The sequence below is a fragment of the Leifsonia sp. 115AMFTsu3.1 genome (assembly GCF_004362795.1).
In the GTDB taxonomy this organism is placed as follows: Bacteria; Actinomycetota; Actinomycetes; order Actinomycetales; family Microbacteriaceae; genus Leifsonia.
In genome coordinates this window covers 119479-136571 of sequence record NZ_SNYB01000002.1, presented here as the reverse complement: position 1 = coordinate 136571, position 17093 = coordinate 119479, and the positions used below count along the sequence as shown (strand labels likewise).

Annotated in this window: 18 protein-coding genes; 9 read left to right on the top strand and 9 right to left on the bottom strand. The window is 71.2% G+C overall.

Annotation, left to right across the window (positions count from 1 at the left end; genetic code table 11):
• The first annotated feature begins 2 nt into the window (after positions 1-2).
• Together AXZ95_RS11640 and AXZ95_RS11635 are read left to right on the top strand one after the other, a co-directional pair.
• Positions 3-1454, top strand: a complete 1452-nt coding sequence (locus AXZ95_RS11640; protein WP_018192638.1) for a GH1 family beta-glucosidase — start codon at positions 3-5, stop codon at positions 1452-1454.
• 27 nt (positions 1455-1481) lie between these two features.
• Positions 1482-2504 (top strand): LacI family DNA-binding transcriptional regulator, encoded by a 1023-nt coding sequence (locus AXZ95_RS11635; protein ID WP_018192639.1) that lies wholly within the window; start codon positions 1482-1484, stop codon positions 2502-2504.
• Here AXZ95_RS11635 and AXZ95_RS11630 read toward each other — a convergent pair.
• The gene (locus AXZ95_RS11630) at positions 2492-3052 is read right to left on the bottom strand and encodes a CGNR zinc finger domain-containing protein (protein ID WP_018192640.1); all 561 of its coding nucleotides are present in this window, start codon (positions 3050-3052) and stop codon (positions 2492-2494) included. The genes AXZ95_RS11635 and AXZ95_RS11630 overlap by 13 nt on opposite strands.
• A gap of 45 nt (positions 3053-3097) precedes the next feature.
• Here AXZ95_RS11630 and AXZ95_RS11625 point away from each other — a divergent pair, with 45 nt between their 5' ends.
• From AXZ95_RS11625 to AXZ95_RS11615, 3 genes are all read left to right on the top strand, one after another.
• Entirely contained in the window at positions 3098-4345 is a 1248-nt protein-coding gene (locus AXZ95_RS11625; RefSeq protein ID WP_018192641.1) for a hypothetical protein, read from the top strand.
• Positions 4346-4466: 121 nt separating this feature from the next.
• The gene (locus AXZ95_RS11620) at positions 4467-4859 is read left to right on the top strand and encodes a hypothetical protein (RefSeq protein ID WP_018192642.1); all 393 of its coding nucleotides are present in this window, start codon (positions 4467-4469) and stop codon (positions 4857-4859) included.
• Between the two features lie 11 nt (positions 4860-4870).
• On the top strand, positions 4871-5755 hold the full coding sequence (locus AXZ95_RS11615; protein WP_018192643.1) for an alpha/beta hydrolase: 885 nt from the start codon (positions 4871-4873) through the stop codon (positions 5753-5755).
• Here the strand turns inward: AXZ95_RS11615 and AXZ95_RS11610 are convergent.
• The 3 genes from AXZ95_RS11610 to AXZ95_RS11600 form a co-directional block, all read right to left on the bottom strand.
• The gene (locus AXZ95_RS11610) at positions 5752-6513 is read right to left on the bottom strand and encodes a DUF4190 domain-containing protein (RefSeq protein ID WP_051087312.1); all 762 of its coding nucleotides are present in this window, start codon (positions 6511-6513) and stop codon (positions 5752-5754) included. The genes AXZ95_RS11615 and AXZ95_RS11610 overlap by 4 nt on opposite strands.
• Before the next feature lie 126 nt (positions 6514-6639).
• Positions 6640-7464, bottom strand: a complete 825-nt coding sequence (locus AXZ95_RS11605) for a phosphatase PAP2 family protein (RefSeq protein WP_018192644.1) — start codon at positions 7462-7464, stop codon at positions 6640-6642.
• A gap of 68 nt (positions 7465-7532) precedes the next feature.
• Positions 7533-8420: a site-specific DNA-methyltransferase gene (locus AXZ95_RS11600; protein ID WP_018192645.1), complete on the bottom strand. Its 888-nt coding sequence runs from the start codon at positions 8418-8420 to the stop codon at positions 7533-7535.
• Positions 8421-8451: 31 nt separating this feature from the next.
• Here AXZ95_RS11600 and AXZ95_RS11595 point away from each other — a divergent pair, with 31 nt between their 5' ends.
• The gene (locus tag AXZ95_RS11595) at positions 8452-9330 is read left to right on the top strand and encodes a hypothetical protein (protein WP_018192646.1); all 879 of its coding nucleotides are present in this window, start codon (positions 8452-8454) and stop codon (positions 9328-9330) included.
• A 129-nt stretch (positions 9331-9459) separates the two neighbouring features.
• On the opposite strand, the gene AXZ95_RS11590 is transcribed toward AXZ95_RS11595, so the two are convergent.
• Positions 9460-9936, bottom strand: coding sequence for a RimK/LysX family protein (locus tag AXZ95_RS11590; protein ID WP_018192647.1), 477 nt, complete (start codon positions 9934-9936; stop codon positions 9460-9462).
• Between the two features lie 26 nt (positions 9937-9962).
• On the opposite strand from AXZ95_RS11590, the gene rimK reads away from it, so the two are divergent.
• Positions 9963-11189, top strand: a complete 1227-nt coding sequence (gene rimK, locus AXZ95_RS11585; RefSeq protein ID WP_018192648.1) for a 30S ribosomal protein S6--L-glutamate ligase — start codon at positions 9963-9965, stop codon at positions 11187-11189.
• Positions 11190-11218: 29 nt separating this feature from the next.
• Here the strand turns inward: rimK and AXZ95_RS11580 are convergent, their stop codons facing one another.
• Positions 11219-11797 carry an XRE family transcriptional regulator gene (locus AXZ95_RS11580; RefSeq protein ID WP_018192649.1) on the bottom strand — a complete coding sequence of 193 codons (579 nt, stop codon included), beginning with the start codon at positions 11795-11797 and terminating at the stop codon, positions 11219-11221.
• Positions 11798-11862: 65 nt separating this feature from the next.
• On the opposite strand from AXZ95_RS11580, the gene AXZ95_RS11575 reads away from it, so the two are divergent.
• Positions 11863-12849 (top strand): NAD(P)/FAD-dependent oxidoreductase, encoded by a 987-nt coding sequence (locus tag AXZ95_RS11575; RefSeq protein WP_018192650.1) that lies wholly within the window; start codon positions 11863-11865, stop codon positions 12847-12849.
• Here AXZ95_RS11575 and AXZ95_RS11570 read toward each other — a convergent pair.
• Together AXZ95_RS11570 and AXZ95_RS11565 are read right to left on the bottom strand one after the other, a co-directional pair.
• Positions 12809-13780, bottom strand: a complete 972-nt coding sequence (locus AXZ95_RS11570) for a PrsW family glutamic-type intramembrane protease (RefSeq protein WP_018192651.1) — start codon at positions 13778-13780, stop codon at positions 12809-12811. The two genes, AXZ95_RS11575 and AXZ95_RS11570, sit on opposite strands and share 41 nt — an antisense overlap.
• Before the next feature lie 98 nt (positions 13781-13878).
• Positions 13879-14442 carry a helix-turn-helix domain-containing protein gene (locus AXZ95_RS11565; RefSeq protein ID WP_018192652.1) on the bottom strand — a complete coding sequence of 188 codons (564 nt, stop codon included), beginning with the start codon at positions 14440-14442 and terminating at the stop codon, positions 13879-13881.
• Positions 14443-14548: 106 nt separating this feature from the next.
• Between AXZ95_RS11565 and AXZ95_RS11560 the strand changes: the two genes are divergently transcribed.
• Entirely contained in the window at positions 14549-15454 is a 906-nt protein-coding gene (locus AXZ95_RS11560; RefSeq protein ID WP_018192653.1) for an SDR family oxidoreductase, read from the top strand.
• 4 nt (positions 15455-15458) lie between these two features.
• Here the strand turns inward: AXZ95_RS11560 and AXZ95_RS11555 are convergent, their stop codons facing one another.
• Entirely contained in the window at positions 15459-17072 is a 1614-nt protein-coding gene (locus AXZ95_RS11555) for an amino acid permease (RefSeq protein WP_018192654.1), read from the bottom strand.
• Between the last annotated feature and the right edge of the window lie 21 nt (positions 17073-17093).

Here is a 17093-nt window from a genome sequence, read left to right as displayed (position 1 = left end):
GAATGAACCGCACCTGGCCCGACGGCTTCCTCTGGGGGTCGGCCACCGCCGCAGCGCAGATCGAGGGCGCCGCCCACGAGGACGGCAAGGAGGACTCCATCTGGGATGCCTTCGCCCGGGTCCCGCAGGCGATCGCCGGCGGCGACACCCCCGAGGTGGCGGTCGACCACTACCACCGCATGCCGCAGGACGTCGCGCTCATGGCCTCCCTCGGGCTGCAGTCGTACCGGTTCTCGACGTCGTGGGCCCGGGTGAAGCCGGGCGACCGGACCGTGAACCCGGCCGGGCTCGCGTTCTACGACCGGCTGGTCGACGAGCTGCTCGGCGCCGGCATCCTGCCGTGGCTCACCCTGTACCACTGGGACCTCCCGCAGGCGCTCGAGGAGAAGGGCGGGTGGGCGGACCGCGACACCGCGTACCGGTTCCGCGACTACGCGATCGCCGTGTACGACGCCCTCGGCGACCGGGTCGACCACTGGACCACTTTCAACGAGCCGCTGTGCTCCTCCCTGATCGGCTACGCGGGCGGCGAGCACGCCCCCGGGCGGCAGGAGCCGCGCGCCGGACTCGCCGCGCTGCACCACCAGCACCTCGCCCACGGGCTCGCAGCAGCCGCGATCCGGTCGCGCGCCACGGAGCGCGGGAAGGGCGATGAGCTGAAGCTCGGCATCACGCTAAACCTCACGACCGCTGTGCCGAACGACCCCGCCGATCCGGTGGACCGCGAGGCCGCCCGTCGCATCGACGGGCTGTGGAACCGGATGTACCTCGAGCCGCTGCTGCTCGGCGCCTACCCGGCCGACGTGCTGGAGGACGTGCGCGAGTACCGGTTCGAGGAGCTCGTCCAGGACGGCGACCTCGCCGCGATCGCGCAGCCGCTCGACTTCCTCGGCGTGAACCACTACCACGACGACAACGTGAGCGGGCATCCCCTCGGCACGGACGAACCCGCGCCGGTCGTGCCGACGCCGCGGCCGACCTCGTCACCGTTCGTCGGAAGCGAGGACGTGACCTTCCCGTCGCGGCACCTGCCCACCACCGCGATGGGATGGGAGGTCAACCCCGACGGGCTGCGCGGCCTGTTGGTGCGCCTCACCCGCGACTATCCGACCCTGCCGCCGCTGTACATCACCGAGAACGGCGCCGCGTACGAGGACGTCGTGTCCGACGACGGCCGCGTGCACGACAGCGAGCGCACGGCGTACATCCTCGCTCACATCGACGCGGTCGGCCGTGCCATCGACGACGGAGCCGACGTGCGCGGGTACTTCGTCTGGTCGCTGCTCGACAACTTCGAGTGGGCGTGGGGGTACGCCAAGCGATTCGGGATCGTGCGGGTCGACTACGAGACGCAGGAGCGCACGGTCAAAGACTCGGGGCGGGCGTTCGCCGAGGTCATCGCGGCAGCACGCGCGGAGGGCGTCGCGGAGGAGGTCGCCGCGTCGCGCGTCTAGCATGGACGCGAGCGACGAGGAGACCCGATGACGACGGAGCAGATCACGGGCGGGGCGGTGCCGACCCTGGAGGCGGTGGCCGCGCGCGCCGGGGTGTCGCGCGCGACCGTGTCGAGGGTCGTGAACGGATCGCCCAAGGTGACGGCGGAGGTCGTCGCCGCGGTGGAGCGGGCGATCGCCGACCTCAACTACGTGCCCAACCGCGCCGCGCGCTCGCTGGCGTCACGGCGCACGCAGGTCGTCGCCCTCGTCGTGCCGGAGTCGACGGCCAAGGTCTTCGCCGACCCGTTCTTCGCATCCATCGTCCAGGGGGTGGCGCTCAGCCTCGCCGACACGGAGTACACACTCAACATGGTGATCTCGTCGGAGACCACCCCCGACAAGACCCGGCGCTACCTGATGGGCGGCAACGTCGACGGAGCGCTCGTGGTCTCGCACCACTCGGGCGACCACTCCTACGCACAGCTGGGCACATCCCTCCCTCTCGTCTTCGGCGGACGCCCGGTCAGCGAGACCGAGCACCTCTCGTATTACGTGGATGTGGACAACGTCGCCGGCGCGCAGGTCGCCACCCAGCACCTGATCGACCGCGGGCGCCGCAACATCGCCCTCATCACCGGACCGCAGGACATGCCGGCCGGCCTCGACCGCTACACGGGCTGGAAGCGGGCGATGGATGCGGCCGGGCTCGACGCCACGCGCGTTGCGTATGGCGACTTCTCACCCGCCTCGGGCTCGGAAGCGATGCGGCGGCTGCTGGCGGAGGGCCGTCCGATCGACGGGCTGTTCGCCGCGAACGACCAGATGGCGGCCGGGGCGTACTCGGCGATCCACGAGGCGGGGCTCAGCATCCCGGGCGACATCGCGGTGGTCGGGTACGACGACGACAGCTTCGGCCTGATGTCGACGCCGCCGCTGACGACGGTGCACCAGCCCTCCATCGGGCTGGGCGAGACGATGGCGCGCGTACTGGTCCGGCGCCTCGCGGGCGAGCACGTCGACCGCGTGACGCTGCTGCCGACCGAGCTGGTGGTGCGTCAGAGCACCTGAGGCGCTTCGCGGCCAGTGCGCTTGCGGGCCCGGTAGGCGGCCGCCTTCGCCCGGTCGCCGCAGCCGGCCATCCCGCACCAGCGGCGATTGGATGCGCGCGACGCGTCCAGAAACGGCCGCGTGCAGTCCGTGCCCTCGCACCACTTGAGGTGTCGGGCGTTCTCGGGGCGGAACGCGTCCACGGCGGCCCGCGCGACCGCGGCGAGGCAGCCGCTGAGGTCGCCCGTCGTGGTGACGGCGCGGTCGGTCGCGAGGACGGCGACCGGGAGGGCCGCCGCGGCGTGACGCTGCAGCTGCCGGACGGCGCCCGCGTCGAGCGGTTCGCCCGGGTCCGTGGTGAGGAGCTGCCAGATCGTCTCGCGGAGGCGGAGGGCCTCACGGTGACCGGTCTCGTCGACGGGTGGCGGCGCATCCACCACTCCCGCATCGGCGAACCAGCGGGCCAGCGCCTCAGGGGTCGGGACGCGTTCGACCGCCGTCGTCCGGCGTTCGGCGACGGTCGCCACGAAGTCGAGGGCGAGATTGCCCGCGACGAACTCGAAGGTCACGTCACTATCTTGACAGGTGACGCGATCCGGGGCAACGTGTGGCGCATGAGCGAGCGGAGAGCCGGCGTCGTCGCCTACGTCTCCTCGGCGGTGACGGCGCGGTCGGCGGACGCGGGGGCGATCGTCGCGGCGGTGCTCGCGGGAACGGCCGCCGGCGGTCCCGCCGCGGGAGGGCTGCTGGCCGCCGCGCTCACCATCCCGCACCTGATCGGGCCGCTCGCCGGGCGGCTGCTGGATGCGCGCGAGCGGCCGGGCCCGGTGCTCGCCGGCGCTTTCCTCTGGTACGCGGCGTTCCTCGTCGTCGCCGCGGTGACGCTGCCGGTGAGCATCATCGGCGCGGCAGTGGCGCTGGCAGCTGCCGGATCCGCGGGACCGCTCGTCACGGGAGGGCTGAGCAGCCGGTTGGCCTCCATCCTGGCGGCTCGGTCTGCGGCAGAGGAGTCTGCGGCGGACGCAGCCAGTGTCACCCAGCGGCGCGGACAGGCTCTCGATGCGTTGACGTACGGCGTCGCGGGGACGGTCGGCCCGGCCGCCGTCGCCGCCGGCGCTGTCCTCCTCTCGCCCGCCGGGGCGCTGGCCGCAACGGCAGGGCTGCTGGTGATCGGCGCGGTCCCGGTGCTCTGGCTGCCGCGCTCCCGCCGGACGGCCGCGCGCGCTGACGGCGGCGGCATCCTTCCGGTGCTGCTGACGTCCGCGCCCCTTCGGCGCACCACCGTCGCCACGGTCGGCTCAGCGATCGCCCTCGCCGCGGCGCCGGTGATCGCGGCCGCCCTCGCGTCGAGCCGGGGCGCGGCGCCGTCGTCGGCAGCCCTCCTCATGGCGCTCTACGGCGCGGGCGGGCTGGCCGCGGCGCTCCTGCTCATCGCGCGACCGTTGTCCGGGTCGCCCGAGCGGCTGGTGCGCATCGGCGTCGCGGTCACGGGTGTCGCGCTGCTGCTGCCCCTGGCGGCGCTGCTCGCGCCTTCGGCGGAGACAGCGATCGGCGGTGCGACCTTCGCCCTCGTGGGAGCATCCAACTCCGCCCTGTTCGCGGCGACCCTCGCCGCCCGCACCGAGTACTCGCCGCCCGGGGCTGCCGCGCGCGTCTTTGCGACCGTCGCCGGGGTGAAGGTAGCCGGGAGCGCGATCGGCGTGGCCGCCGCCGGGCTGATCGCTCCGTTGGGAGCCGGGGTCCTCATCCTCTGCGCCGCAGGCGTCTGCGCCCTCACCCTCACCGCCGTCGCCCTCGACGCCGCGATCGCGTCCCGTCCCTCGCGCGCCGCCCGCTCGTCCCGCACCTCCCTCGCCCCCTGACCCCCACCGTCGAGTCCGCACAAATTGCACGCTTCGACGGGGTAGTGCGTGCAAAGTTTGCGGACTCGACGGTGGGGGTGAAGGGGATGCGGAGGGGGCGGGGCGAGCGTACGGTCGCGGCATGCCCACATACACCGCGAAGCGAGCGCTCGATGGCGACGCCGACGAGTACTTCGACTACGTCTCCGACCCGGAGAACCTTCCCGCCTACTTCCCGCGCATGACCGAGGCGCACGAACTGCCCGACGGCAAGGTCGAGACGACCGCCCACGTCGACGCCGACCAGGACGGCACCGACCAGACGGTCACCTCCGAGGCGAACTTCGACGTGGATCATGCCGCACGCGAGGTGCGCTGGTCGGCTCCCGGGCCGCATGACTACCACGGCTCCCTCCGCCTGACCGACGACGGTGTCGAGCTGAGCATCCACACGACGCAGGAGTTCGACGGGATGCAGCAGGCGCTCGACGGGTCGCTCGCGAAGATCGCCGAGAACCTGCGCGAGAAGGCCTGATCGACCGGGCGATGTTCGACGGGTTCGAGATCGCCGACGTCGATGTCGGCGAGGCGCGCATCCACGTCCGGATCGGCGGTGACGGACCGCCGATCGTGCTGCTGCACGGCCACCCGCGGACAGGCTCCACGTGGCATCGGGTGGCGCCTGTCCTGGTGGAGCGCGGACACACCGTGGTCGTGCCGGATCTGCGGGGCTACGGCCGCTCGACCGCGCCCCCGCCGCAGCCCGATCACGCGCAGGCGTCGAAGCGCGCGATGGCCGAGGACGTCCGCGAACTGATGCATCGACTCGGCCACGACCGGTTCGACCTGGTCGGCCACGACCGCGGCAGCTACGCGGCCTTCCGGCTGGCGATGGACCATCCCGAAGCCGTCCGCCGCGTCGCCCTGCTCGACTGCCTCCCCATCGTCGAGCACCTCGACCGCATCACGCCGGAGTTCGCCACCCAGTGGTACCACTGGTTCTTCTTCGCCCAGCCGGACACTCCCGAGCGCGTCATCACCGCCGACCCGGACGCCTGGTACCACGGCGACCCCGAGGCGATGGGACTCGAGAACTTCGCCGAGCGACGGGAGGCCGTCCACCGCCCCGAGGTCGTGCGCGCGATGCTGGAGGACTACCGCGCGGGGCTCACCGTCGACCGCGCCGACGAAGAGGATGACCGCGCCGCCGGGCGCAGGCTGACGATGCCGCTGCTCGTGCTCTGGTCACTCCGCGACGACCTCGAGCAGCTCTTCGGCGACCCGCTCGCGATCTGGGATGCGTGGGCCGCCGACGTTCGCGGGCAGGGGATCGACTCGGGTCACCATGTCGCCGAGGAAGCTCCCGCGGAGCTCGCCGGCGCGCTCACCGGGTTCTTCGACGAGCGCACCGACGGCTCGATCAGCCGTTAGCGGCAGACGGTCCCGAGCTCCCTGAGAGTGGTCGACAGCTCCGTGAGCTCATCCTTGGCCGCAGCCAACGATTCGTCCGCTCTTCCCGGGTCCGCGGCCGGCGCGTCGGTAGGCGCCGCCGCGATGAGCGCAATGACGTCATCGAGTGCCGCCATCGCATTCTCTGCAGCGTCGGCGACCTCCGGATCGTCGATCGTGGAGGCGAGCGCGTGCCCCTCGCCGGCAACCTCCTCCATCTCGGCGATCGCCTCGGCGCGCTGCTGGACCGTGCCTTGACCGATCTCGGCCATCTGCTGGGTGATGTCGCTGACGATCTCCGCGACGTCTTCGCAGCCCGGCGTCTGGGATGCCGAAAGGGATCCCCCTGGCGATGCGGAATCGACCGCGGTCTGCACGGCAGCCGCGGTAGCGACGACGACCAGGATGGAGACCACCGCGGCGAGAACGGTCATCGCGGCTCCGACGATGATGCCGGACCAGGCGAGGCCGCGCCCCTTGTCGCCCGTCCGCCGGATCTGCGCCAGCGCGATCCCACCGCAGATGAAAGCGGCGAGAGGAAGAAGGAACCCGCTGATCAGCGCGATGATCGCGAGGACGTTGGTCTTCTGCGGGGACGCGTGCGCAGACAGGTCGGGGTGCGCATGCTGGCTGGGCTCCTCGGACTGGGGCGCGTCGGGCTGCTGGGTCCCAGCGGACTCGGCGGGCGCATCCGGCTGGGCATCCGTCGTCTCCGCGGGTGTAGGGGTGTCGTCGTTCATGGGGCCTTCCCGGGCGCGGCATCCGCACCGATCGTCGTGAGGCGGCGCGAATTCACCGCCCACAGTGCAGACGCACCGAATGATGGCAATATGACGCGGCCGATGACGGCGACGACCGCCCGGGCCTCAGGCCAGGCGGCGGTACAGGCGGTTGCCCAGTGCGGCCAGCACGAAACCGGTGGCCACGATCGCGGCAACACCGCCCGCGTAGGCGATGAACAGGTGCTCCGTGCCGGACTGGGCCGAGAAGTAGGTGACCAGCAGCGCGATGACCGAGCCGGCCGCGCAGACCGCACCGATCCAGACCAGCGGCCACAGCTTGCTGCGCACCGGCGGTTCGGCACCCGGGAGGTGCAGCCACGAGAGCACGATCCCTGCGAGGCAGCCCCAGAACGCGACGACGAGCATTCCGGCGACCACGTCGCTCGGCCGGTGCCACTGCTCGACCAGGGTGGATGCGCCGGCCGCGATCGCGAAGATCGAGCCGACGACCGCGGCGACCGGCCGGAGGCGCGGCGCCGCCACCAGGAAGACGACAAGCGCCGCAGAGGCGGCGACCGCCGTGTGACCGGAGGGCAGCGAATTGGAGAGCCCGACATCCACGCCCTTCTCGGGCCGGGACAGGATGGTGTACTTCAGCACCTGCGTGCTCACGTTCGCGCCGATGGCCGCTCCGACCGCCACCGCGAACACCAGCCAGTTGCGCCGGACCAGCACGATCACGATGGCCGCGATCGCGCCGATCACCACCGAGGCGACCGGCAGCGCGTTGAGGAAGGTGTGCGCGAACTCGATCACGTCGCCCTTCCACGCATCCGCCCCCGCGAACGCCCGCTCATCGATCACCTGGCCGATGTAACTCTGCACGAACACCAGGTAGACGGCGACGAATGAGCCGGCGGAGACGAGCGCACCCCAGAAGAAGGGGAGGGCGCGGAGGCTCGATCGCATAGTGCATCCACCCTTCCACACACGACTCTGAGATTTCCGGACGAACGCCGAGGATCGCGGGGATCCGCTCAGTCGACGAAGCGAACCCCGGGTTCGCAGACCGCCAGCCGGTCGCGCATGACCGCGACGGCGGCCGGATTGCTGTCCACCAGTACGAAGCGCCGCCCGAGCGCCGAGGCGACCGCGCCGGTCGTGCCGCTCCCCGCGAAGAAGTCGAGCACCCAGTCCCCCTCCCGGCTGGACGCCTGGACGATGCGGCGAAGCACACCCTCCGGCTTCTGCGTCGGGTATCCCGTCTTCTCGCGGCCGGTCGGCGACACGATGGTGTGCCACCAGACGTCCGTCGGCAGCTTGCCGAGCTGCGCCTTCTCCGGCGTCACGAGCCCCGGCGCCATGTACGGCTCACGCTCGACCGCGGCATTGTCGAAGTGGTACGCCGACGGGTTCTTCACGTAGACGAGGATCGTGTCGTGCTTGGCCGGCCACCGGTTCTTCGGCTTCGCACCGTAGTCGTAGGCCCAGATGATCTCGTTGAGGAACGACTCCCGGCCGAACAACGCATCCAGCAGCACCTTCGCGTAGTGCGATTCGCGGTAGTCGAGGTGGAGGTACAGCGTCCCGTCGTCGGCCAGCACCCGCCAGGCCTCGATCAGGCGCGGCTCCAGGAAGCCCCAGTAGTCCTCGAAGCGGTCGTCGTAGCTGAGCAGGTCGCCCTTGATGCGCTCGTAGCTGCGCCCCTTGAACCCGATCACGCTGCCGGCGCCGCCCTCGGAGCGCACCGACGTGAGCGTCTGCCGCGCCTGCGGCCGCCCGGTGTTGAAGGGAGGATCGAGGTAGATCAGGCGGAAGGACGCGTCCGGCAGGGCCGCCAGCACCTCCAGGTTGTCGCCCTGCACGACCGTGCTGGGCGCATCCGGATGCCACAGCGGTTGGGCTGCGGGAGCGGGCTGCGACATGCGACCATTCTCGCAGCGGAGAGAATGGACTGTGCACAACCTCGGCCTCCTCTTCGACGTCGACGGGCCCATCGCGAGTCCCGTCACCCGCACCATCGCCATCCGCAGCATCGTCACCGACCTGGTGGCGATGGCCGCCGCGGGCGTCCCGATCGCGTTCATCACCGGGCGGTCGGGCGATTTCATCCGCAACCAGGTGGTGACGCCGCTGTGCGACGCGGGCCTCGGAGATGCCCTCGACCAGCACGGCGCGCGGATGTTCGGCGTGTTCGAGAAGGGCGGCGCGTGGGCGCCGATCACCGGGGAGGGGATGGGCGAGGTCACCGTGGATGAGACGGTCGCCTTCACGCCCGAGGCGGTCGACGCGGTCCGCCGGCTCGTGCGCGACCGCTTCGCCGACACCATGTTCTTCGACGAGACGAAGCGCGCGATGATCTCGGTCGAGCAGCGCACCGACGTGGATGCGGACAGCTACGCCGAGGCCCAGTCGCGCTTCCAGGACGCCGCCTTCGACGCGCTGACCAGCCTTGGGGTCGGCCTGCGCTACGGCGACCGGGAAGCCCGCGACGCCGACGGCGCTGTGCCGTATCGGATCGACCCGACCATCATCTCCACCGACATCGAGTCGGTGCTGCTCGACAAGGACCGCGGCGCGCAGCGCGCGTTCGACTACTTCGCGGCGCGCGGACCGCTCCCTCGCCGCTGGCGGTCGGTGGGCGACTCGCGCAGCGACTACAAGATGGCGGACTTCGTGCACGACGCAGGCTACGAGGTGGCCCACGTGGATGTGCGGCCCTCCGACGGTGTGCTCGACCGGCCGTACCAGGTGATCACGATCGGCGACGCCATCCACGACGACGCCGGCGCCGAGTTCCTGGCCCACTGGCGACGCGAACTCGGTCTGGACTGAGCGCCTCGCCTCGCTGCGCCTCGCCTCGCCTTGCGCGAGATTTGCGCCAAATCGTCGTTATGGGGCCGTCAAAACCGAGATTTGCGCCAAATCTCGCGACAGCCGGTGGGAGACGCGGAGGTGCGCGCGTCAGGCGAGCTCGCGGCCGCGGTTGCGGCGGCGGATCTCTCGCGGCGCCCGGCCGCCGAGGAAGGAGCGAGCGGGGTCCACCATGAAGCCCTGGCGGAGCGCCTCGCGCCCGACCAGCATCCGGAAACCCATCTGGTCGCGGTTGGTCAGCGTCGTCTCCGCGGTCACCGGGCGGCCGCCGAGCACCAGGTCGAGCAGCACGACGATCCGCTCCTCCGTGTGACCGGACGAGCTGCGCACCACGCGGCGGTCGTGCACCGCGCACTCGGCGGTGACCGCATCCCGATCGGAGTCCTGCCACGGCTGCACCCGGAACCGCACCCGATCGCCCGGCAGCTCCTCGATGTCGAAGGCGTGCAGGGACGAACTGCGGGCTCCGGTGTCGACCTTCACCTTGATCCACGGCACGCCGATGCCGGGAAGGCTCACCCACTCACGCCAGCCGACCGTGTCGGTGGTTGGATGGAGGTCGGCCATTCCCCCATCTTTGCAGGAGCCCTCCCGTGAAACTCGCCATCCTCTCGCGCGCCCCGCACGCGTATTCGACGCAGCGGCTGCGCTCGGCGGCCGAGAACCGCGGTCATACGGTCAAGGTGCTCAACACGCTCCGGTTCGCGATCGACCTCTCCGGCGACGAGCCGGACCTGCAGTACCGGGGCCGGCTGCTGTCCGACTACGACGCGATCCTGCCGCGCATCGGCAACTCGATCACCTACTACGGCACCGCCGTCGTGCGGCAGTTCGAGCAGATGGATGTGTACACGCCGAACACCGCGAACGGCATCACGAACTCGCGCGACAAGCTGCGGGCGACGCAGATCCTCTCGCGCCACAACATCGGGATGCCGCGCACGGCGTTCGTCAACAGCCGCGCGGACGTGCGCATGGCGATCGAGCGCGTCGGCGGTGCGCCCGTCGTGATCAAGCTGCTCGAGGGCACGCAGGGCATCGGCGTCATCCTGGCCCCGGAGGCGAAGATCGCGGAGTCGATCATCGAGACGCTGCACTCCACGAAGCAGAACGTGCTCATCCAGAGCTTCATCGCCGAGAGCCGCGGGCGCGACATCCGCGCGCTCGTGGTCGGCGACCGGGTTGTGGCCGCCATGCGGCGCGTGGCGAGCGGGGACGAGTTCCGCTCCAACGTGCACCGCGGCGGCACCGTCGAGAAGGTCGCGCTGACTCCCGAGTTCGAGGAGGCGGCGGTGCGGTCGGCGCAGATCATGGGACTCCGCGTCGCCGGCGTCGACATGCTGGAGGGCAAGGACGGCCCGCTGGTCATGGAGGTCAACTCCTCGCCCGGGCTCGAGGGCATCGAGCGGGCGACCGGACTGGATGTGGCCGGCGCGATCATCGACTTCATCGACAACCAGGTGGCGTTCCCCGAGATCGATGTCCGTCAGCGCCTCACCGTCTCGACCGGCTACGGCGTCGCCGAGCTGCTCGTGCACACCAACGCGGACCTCGTCGGCAAGACCCTCCGCGACTCCGGTCTCGGCGACCGCGACATCTCGGTGCTCACCCTGCACCGGGGCGCGTCCGTCATCCCGAACCCGCGCAGCGGCGTCGTCCTGGAGGCGGGCGACCGGCTGCTCTGCTTCGGACGGCTGGAGGAGATGCGGTCGATGATCCCTGACCGCCGCAAGCGCCGCGCCAAGGTGCGCAAGCTGCCGAAGGAGGCCCAGGAGGCGCTGACCGAGAGCGAGACCGCACCCGTCGCCGCGACGGAGTGAGCGGGAGCGCCGCCGCTATCGCGCGGCCCCTATCCCGCCACCGCCGTCGTGCGGGCACGGACATGCGCCCGCTCCCCCTGCGCGCCGAACAGTGAGAGCAGTTCGACCGCGCCGCCCGTCTCCGTCCCGAACCAGTGCGGCACCCGGGTGTCGAACTCGGCCGCTTCGCCGGTCTCCAGCACGACCTCGTCGTCGCCGAGCTTCAGACGCAGGCGGCCGCTGAGCACGTAGAGCCATTCGTACCCCTCGTGGGTCCGCTGCCGCGGCACCGAACGGGCGCCGGGCGGAATGACGATCTTGAAGGCCTGCAGCCCGGCGGCGTGCCGCGAGAGGGGGAGCATCGTCATGCCGTCGCGACGGATCGGCTGGGCTCGCACGCGCGGGTCGGCGGAGGGCGCGTGGACGAGCTCGTCGAGGGTCGTGCCGTAGACGCGCGCCAGCGGGAGCAGCAGCTCCAGGGTCGCCCGGCGGCGGCCGGACTCCAGGCGGCTGAGTGTGCTGGCGGAGATGCCGGTCGTCTCCTCGACTTCGGCAAGGGTGAGGCCGCGGTCGTTGCGCAGACGGCGCAGGCGGGCTCCGGCGGCGGCGATGGCGTCTTCGGTGTCCATCCGCCCAGTTTGCCACTTCGGCAAGATGATTTGCCATCCTGCATCCCCGCACCGACACTGGCTGCATGACGGACCAGTGGGAACAGCAGGACGAGACGGTGGACGCCGTGGTGATCGGCGGCGGTGCAGCGGGCCTCAACGGCGCGCTCATGCTGGCGCGCTCGCGGCGCGAGGTGCTCGTGATCGACTCCGGCTCGCCGCGCAACGCTCCGGCGGACGGCGTGCACGGTCTTCTCGGCCGTGAGGGGATGCCGCCGGCGGAGCTGCTGCGGATCGGGCGCGAGGAGGTCCGACGCTATGGCGGACGCATCCTCGACGGCGAGGTGACGGATGCGGTGCGCTCGGGCGACGGATTCGTCGTGACCCTCGGCGACGGACGCACCGTCGGGGCACGCCGCCTGCTGGTCGCGACCGGGCTGCGGGATGCGCTCCCCGACATCCCGGGCCTCGCCGAGCACTGGGGCCGCGACCTCGTCCACTGCCCGTACTGCCACGGCTGGGAGGTCCGCGACCGGGCGATCGGAATCGTCGCGACCGGCGAGGGATCGGTCCATCAGGCGCTGCTGTTCCGGCAGCTCTCGGACGACGTCGTGTACCTCGCGAACGGTCACGACCCCGACGAAACCGCGCGGGCGCGATTCGACGCGCTGGGTGTCCCGATCGTCGAGGGGCGCATCGCCGCCGTCGAGACGACCGACGATCGCATCACCGGCGTCCGGCTGGACGACGGCACGCTGGTCGCGCGGGAGGTGCTCGCCGTCGGCTCGCGCATGGAGGCCCGCACGCACGGCCTCCAGTCCCTGGGTCTGCGCAGCATCGAGCTGCCCGGCGGGATGGGCACCAGCATCGAGTCGGACGAGTTCGGCCGAACCGGTGTGCCCGGAGTCTGGGCAGCGGGCAACGTCGCCGACGCCAAGGCGCAGGTCGGCGCCGCCGCAGCCGCCGGCGCGCTGGCCGGCGCCCAGATCAACGCGGAACTCGCGCTGGAGGACGCCGACCGCGCGGTGGCGCTCAGACGGTCGGCTGCCGCGGGCCGTCCTGCGGGCCGCTGACGGGCTGCTCGACCGCCAGCAACCGCTCGGCGCGGCGGTAGTGCCGCAGCACGAGCCAGAGGGTCAGGATGCCACCGGCCGCGACGACGATCAGCACGACGATGTAGAGGATGCCGGCCAGCGCGGTCACGGCCGACGCGGTCTGCGCGCTGAGACCGCCGGCCGTGGTGAGCTCCTCGACCGCGCGACCGTTCGCGAGCAGGGCGATGACGGCCGCCAGATCGCTCGCCGAATCCCAGAGCCCGTGCAGGATGGCGACGCCGACGTAGGTCACGACGATCCAGATCGAGAACCGGAAGCGGTCGCGTCCCCGCGCCGCGCCGAACAGCACGGCACCGAGCACCGCCGTCCAGAGCACATGGCCGACCGGCGCGAGGATCGCGCGGAGCACCTCGGTCTGCAGCAGGGAAACGAGGTCGATGCCGCGCGCCGTGATCGCCGCATTGAAGGCGTACCCGGCCGACTCGAACGCGGCGAAACCCGCTCCGACGGTCGCACCGAGCAGAGCGCCCTGGGTGGCCGTCTTCGGCACGACCCGCCAGCCGATGATGACCAGCAGGATGCCCTTCACCAGCTCCTCGATGAGGCCGACCAGCAGATACAGCCAATAGCTCTGGTGCAGATTCACCTCGAGCAGCGAGGCGCCGAGCACGCCGAAGATCCCGCCGATGAAGAAGGCGAGCACCAGTTGCAGCGAGCTGACGCTGCCGCTCACGCGCTCGATGGCGAAGAGGACGACGCAGAACGGGACGAGGAAGCTCCCGAGGAGGATGAGCGTCGGGATGAGGTTGGTATTGCCGGTGACGATCGTCACGACGATCGTCAGGATCCACAGCGCCAGGCCCGTGAGCAGCGTCTTCCACCACCAGCCGTGATGATGGTGCGGGTGCGGCGCTGCTTCGGGCCGGTCCGTCCACGTCTGTGCTGCCATCCGACTCCCCTTCGCTCGATGCCGCGCCGCCCGCTGACAGTGCGTTCATCTTCCCACTGCACCGGCGCGCCGCCAGGGAACCGGCTCGCCGACAGGGCTCAGGCGAGGGAGCGGAAGCGTGCGACGCCCTCGGCGACGAGCTCGCGGAGGTCGAGCGGCTCGTCGGAGGCGATCCAGCGTTCGAAGGCGATACGGAAGGCGGCCATCGCGGCCTCGGCGGCGATGGCCGCGTCGTCCGCATCGAAACCGCGCTCGACCAGAGCGGAGGCGGACGCGGAGGTGACGGTCGCGAGCTTCAGCAGCTCGCGCTCCTGAAGGCTCGCGTTCGCCGCGATGACGGCCGCGCGTCGGCGTGCGAACGTCGGGTCGGGACTGCTCTGGAGGAACGCTGCCGCGGCATCCATCCCCGCGGCGGCGGCGGCCAGCGCGGTCGTGGCCTCCGTGTGGTCCGCGATGGCCGAGAGCACCGTCTGCTGGAACGCGGCGGACCCGGCGAAGAGCACCTCGCGCTTGTCGGCGAAGTGACGGAAGAACGTTCGCTCGGTCACGCCTGCGCGGGCGGCGATGTCGGCGACCGTCGTCTGCTCGTATCCCGGGTCGAGGTAGAGCTCGAGCGCGGCGCGCCCGAGACGTCCCTGCGCATCCGGCTCCCAGCGTCCCATGTGTCCAGTGTAGTGATGACAGTTGCTGACATGAGTGCTACGCTGACGTCAGTCTCTGACATCAGCGGTCGATCGACCGGGAAGGGACGAGCGAAAGGAGCACATCATGCGTGTATTCATCACCGGGGGATCGGGCTGGATCGGATCGGCCGTCGTCCCCGAACTCCTCGCCGCCGGCCACGAGGTCCGCGGGCTGGCCCGGTCGGACGCGTCCGCCGCACGCCTCCGCGCCGCGGGCGTCGAACCGGTCTCCGGCGGGCTGGCCGACCTGGACGTCCTGAGCGACTCCGCCGCCGCGGCCGACGCCGTCGTCCACCTCGGCTACAACCACGACTTCAGCGACCAGGCGGGAGCGGGTCGCGCGGAACGCGCCGCCCTCGAGACCTTCGGAGACGCCCTGGAGGGCAGGGATGCGCCCCTGCTGTTCGCCTCCGGTGTCGCGTTCGTCGCGCCCGGCCAGATCGCGACCGAAGACGACCTCGCACCGTTCTCCGGGCCGGACGCCCCGCGCGGAGGAGCGGAAGAGCTGGCGTTCGGGTTCGTCGACCGCGGCATCCACCCGGTCGCCCTGCGCTTCGCCCCGACTGTCCACGGCGCCGGCGACCACGGCTTCACCGCCGAGCTGGTGCGCGTCGCACGAGAGAAGGGCGTCGCCGCCTACGTGGGCGACGGGTCGAACCACTGGCCCGCCGTGCACCGGGGGGATGCCGCCCGCCTGGTCGCCCGCGCCCTGGAGAACGCCGGAGCCGCGACCGTCGTGCACGCGATCGGCGAGCAGGGTGTGCGCACCCGTGATATCGCCGAGGCGATCGGCGGCGGGCTCGGCCTCCCCACCGTATCGATCGACCCTGCCGACGTGGAGGCGCATTTTGGGTGGATCGGGCGGATCTTCGCCCTCGACCTCCAGGCCTCCAGCGCACTCACGCAGCGCCGTTTCGACTGGGCGCCGACCGGCCCGACCCTGCTGGAGGACCTGGCCGCCGGCTCCTACTTCGCCCGCGCCGCGGCCTGACCCCTCACGGGGCTCGAGGCGGAGAGGGCGGGGACGAGGCGGACGAGGAGTCGGCGGGTGGGTTCACGAGGACGTCGTCGAAGGTCGCCTTCTCCGCCGCGGTGCGCTGGTCCCAGCCGGGACGCCGCGCCGCGTAGAAGATCAGCGGAGGGACGCCCAGCAGGATGACGATCACCGCGACGAGCGCCGGGTACGCCCATCCCGGCGCGCCCGCCGCGAAGCCCTCTGGCGGCACGAACCCGAGCGCGAACGCGGCCAGGCAGGCGAGGAAGCCGATCGTCGCGATCAGTCCCATCGCCGGCGTGCGGTAGCTGCGCGTGACGTGCGGATGGGTGCGGCGGAGCCGCATCGCGGCCGCGAACATCATCATGTACATGATCAGGTAGAGCGCCGCGGCCATGTCCACCAGCAGGATGAACGCGGTGTTGATGTTCGGCACGAAGATGAACAACGCCGCGAGCAGCGTGACCACGATGCCCTGCACGTTCAGGATGCCGACCTGCACGCCCGCCTTGTTCCGCCGCTGCAGGAACGTGGGCAGGTAGCCGGAGCGCGCCGCCGCGAGCAGACCGCGCGACGGTCCGGCGATCCAGGTGACGACGGAGGCGAACGCGCCGAGCGCGATCAGCAGGGAGATGAGCGGGGTCGCCCAGGACATCCCCCAGGTGTCGAAGTAGGTCTTGAACGCGAGGTTGATGCCGGTGGTGAGCCCGAGCTCGGACGACGGGACAGCCACCGCGATCGCGATCGTCGGGAAGATGAAGATCCCGAGGATGAGGATCGACGCGATGAGCACCGTCTTCGGGTAGCCCTTGCCCGGGCTCTTGAGGTCGTTCGCGTGGACGGCGTTGACCTCCATGCCGGCGTACGCCAGCACGTTCGAGACGATCAGCACGATGGAGGCGATGCCGGTGAACGGCGGGATGATCGCCGACGCCTCCAGCGGCGTCTCGCTGGGCTGTCCCGTCCCGAGCCAGATCGCGCCGAACACGATCAGCAGGACGCCCGGGAAGATCGTGCCGGCGAGTCCCGACCACGACCCGACCTTCGCGAACAGGTTGCCGCCGCGCAGGGTGATGAACGTCGAGAACCAGTAGATGACGAGGATCACGATCGCCGTGTAGAGGCCGGAGTTCGCCAGGTTCGGGTCGAGGAACACGAACGCCAGCGACGCCGCGATGAACGCGATCTGCGTCGGATACCAGACGACGTTCTGCACCCACTGGAGCCAGATCGCCTGGAAGCCCCAGCGTTCGCCGAACGCCAGGCGCACCCAGGTGAAGACGCCGCCCTTCCAGCCCGTGGCGAGCTCGGCGGCGACGAGCGCCACCGGGATCAGGAAGAAGATCGCCGGGATGATGAACAGCGTCACCGAGCCCAGCCCGTACCCGGCCATGGCGGGGAGGCTGCGCAGGGACGCGACGGCGACGACGGTGAGCATCGCCAGCTGGGTGATGCTCATGAACGTGCGCGCCGTCGTGCCCGGCGACCCGATCGCCGGCTTGTGCGGCACGGAGTCGAAGGGATGCGGTTTGACGTGGTCGGGTCCGGGCGCCGGTGTGCCGTCCGCCCGCGTGTAGTCCGTCGCGGACTTGTTCGGCTCGCTCGTTGCGGTCATGGTCTTCTCCCGCTCGTGTGA

Bases quoted from the DNA above. Each gene is read 5' to 3' on its own strand.
- AXZ95_RS11640 (WP_018192638.1), top strand. From the start codon at position 3: ATGAACCGCACCTGGCCCGACGGCTTCCTCTGGGGGTCGGCCACCGCC.
- AXZ95_RS11590 (WP_018192647.1), bottom strand. From the start codon at position 9,936: ATGGCCGACCTCCATCCAACCACCGACACGGTCGGCTGGCGTGAGTGG.
- AXZ95_RS11620 (WP_018192642.1), top strand. From the start codon at position 4,467: ATGCCCACATACACCGCGAAGCGAGCGCTCGATGGCGACGCCGACGAG.
- AXZ95_RS11575 (WP_018192650.1), top strand. From the start codon at position 11,863: ATGACGGACCAGTGGGAACAGCAGGACGAGACGGTGGACGCCGTGGTG.
- AXZ95_RS11555 (WP_018192654.1), bottom strand. From the start codon at position 17,072: ATGACCGCAACGAGCGAGCCGAACAAGTCCGCGACGGACTACACGCGG.
- AXZ95_RS11560 (WP_018192653.1), top strand. From the start codon at position 14,549: ATGCGTGTATTCATCACCGGGGGATCGGGCTGGATCGGATCGGCCGTC.
- AXZ95_RS11580 (WP_018192649.1), bottom strand. From the start codon at position 11,797: ATGGACACCGAAGACGCCATCGCCGCCGCCGGAGCCCGCCTGCGCCGT.
- AXZ95_RS11565 (WP_018192652.1), bottom strand. From the start codon at position 14,442: ATGGGACGCTGGGAGCCGGATGCGCAGGGACGTCTCGGGCGCGCCGCG.
- AXZ95_RS11625 (WP_018192641.1), top strand. From the start codon at position 3,098: ATGAGCGAGCGGAGAGCCGGCGTCGTCGCCTACGTCTCCTCGGCGGTG.
- AXZ95_RS11635 (WP_018192639.1), top strand. From the start codon at position 1,482: ATGACGACGGAGCAGATCACGGGCGGGGCGGTGCCGACCCTGGAGGCG.
- AXZ95_RS11600 (WP_018192645.1), bottom strand. From the start codon at position 8,420: ATGTCGCAGCCCGCTCCCGCAGCCCAACCGCTGTGGCATCCGGATGCG.
- AXZ95_RS11615 (WP_018192643.1), top strand. From the start codon at position 4,871: ATGTTCGACGGGTTCGAGATCGCCGACGTCGATGTCGGCGAGGCGCGC.
- AXZ95_RS11570 (WP_018192651.1), bottom strand. From the start codon at position 13,780: ATGGCAGCACAGACGTGGACGGACCGGCCCGAAGCAGCGCCGCACCCG.
- AXZ95_RS11610 (WP_051087312.1), bottom strand. From the start codon at position 6,513: ATGAACGACGACACCCCTACACCCGCGGAGACGACGGATGCCCAGCCG.
- AXZ95_RS11605 (WP_018192644.1), bottom strand. From the start codon at position 7,464: ATGCGATCGAGCCTCCGCGCCCTCCCCTTCTTCTGGGGTGCGCTCGTC.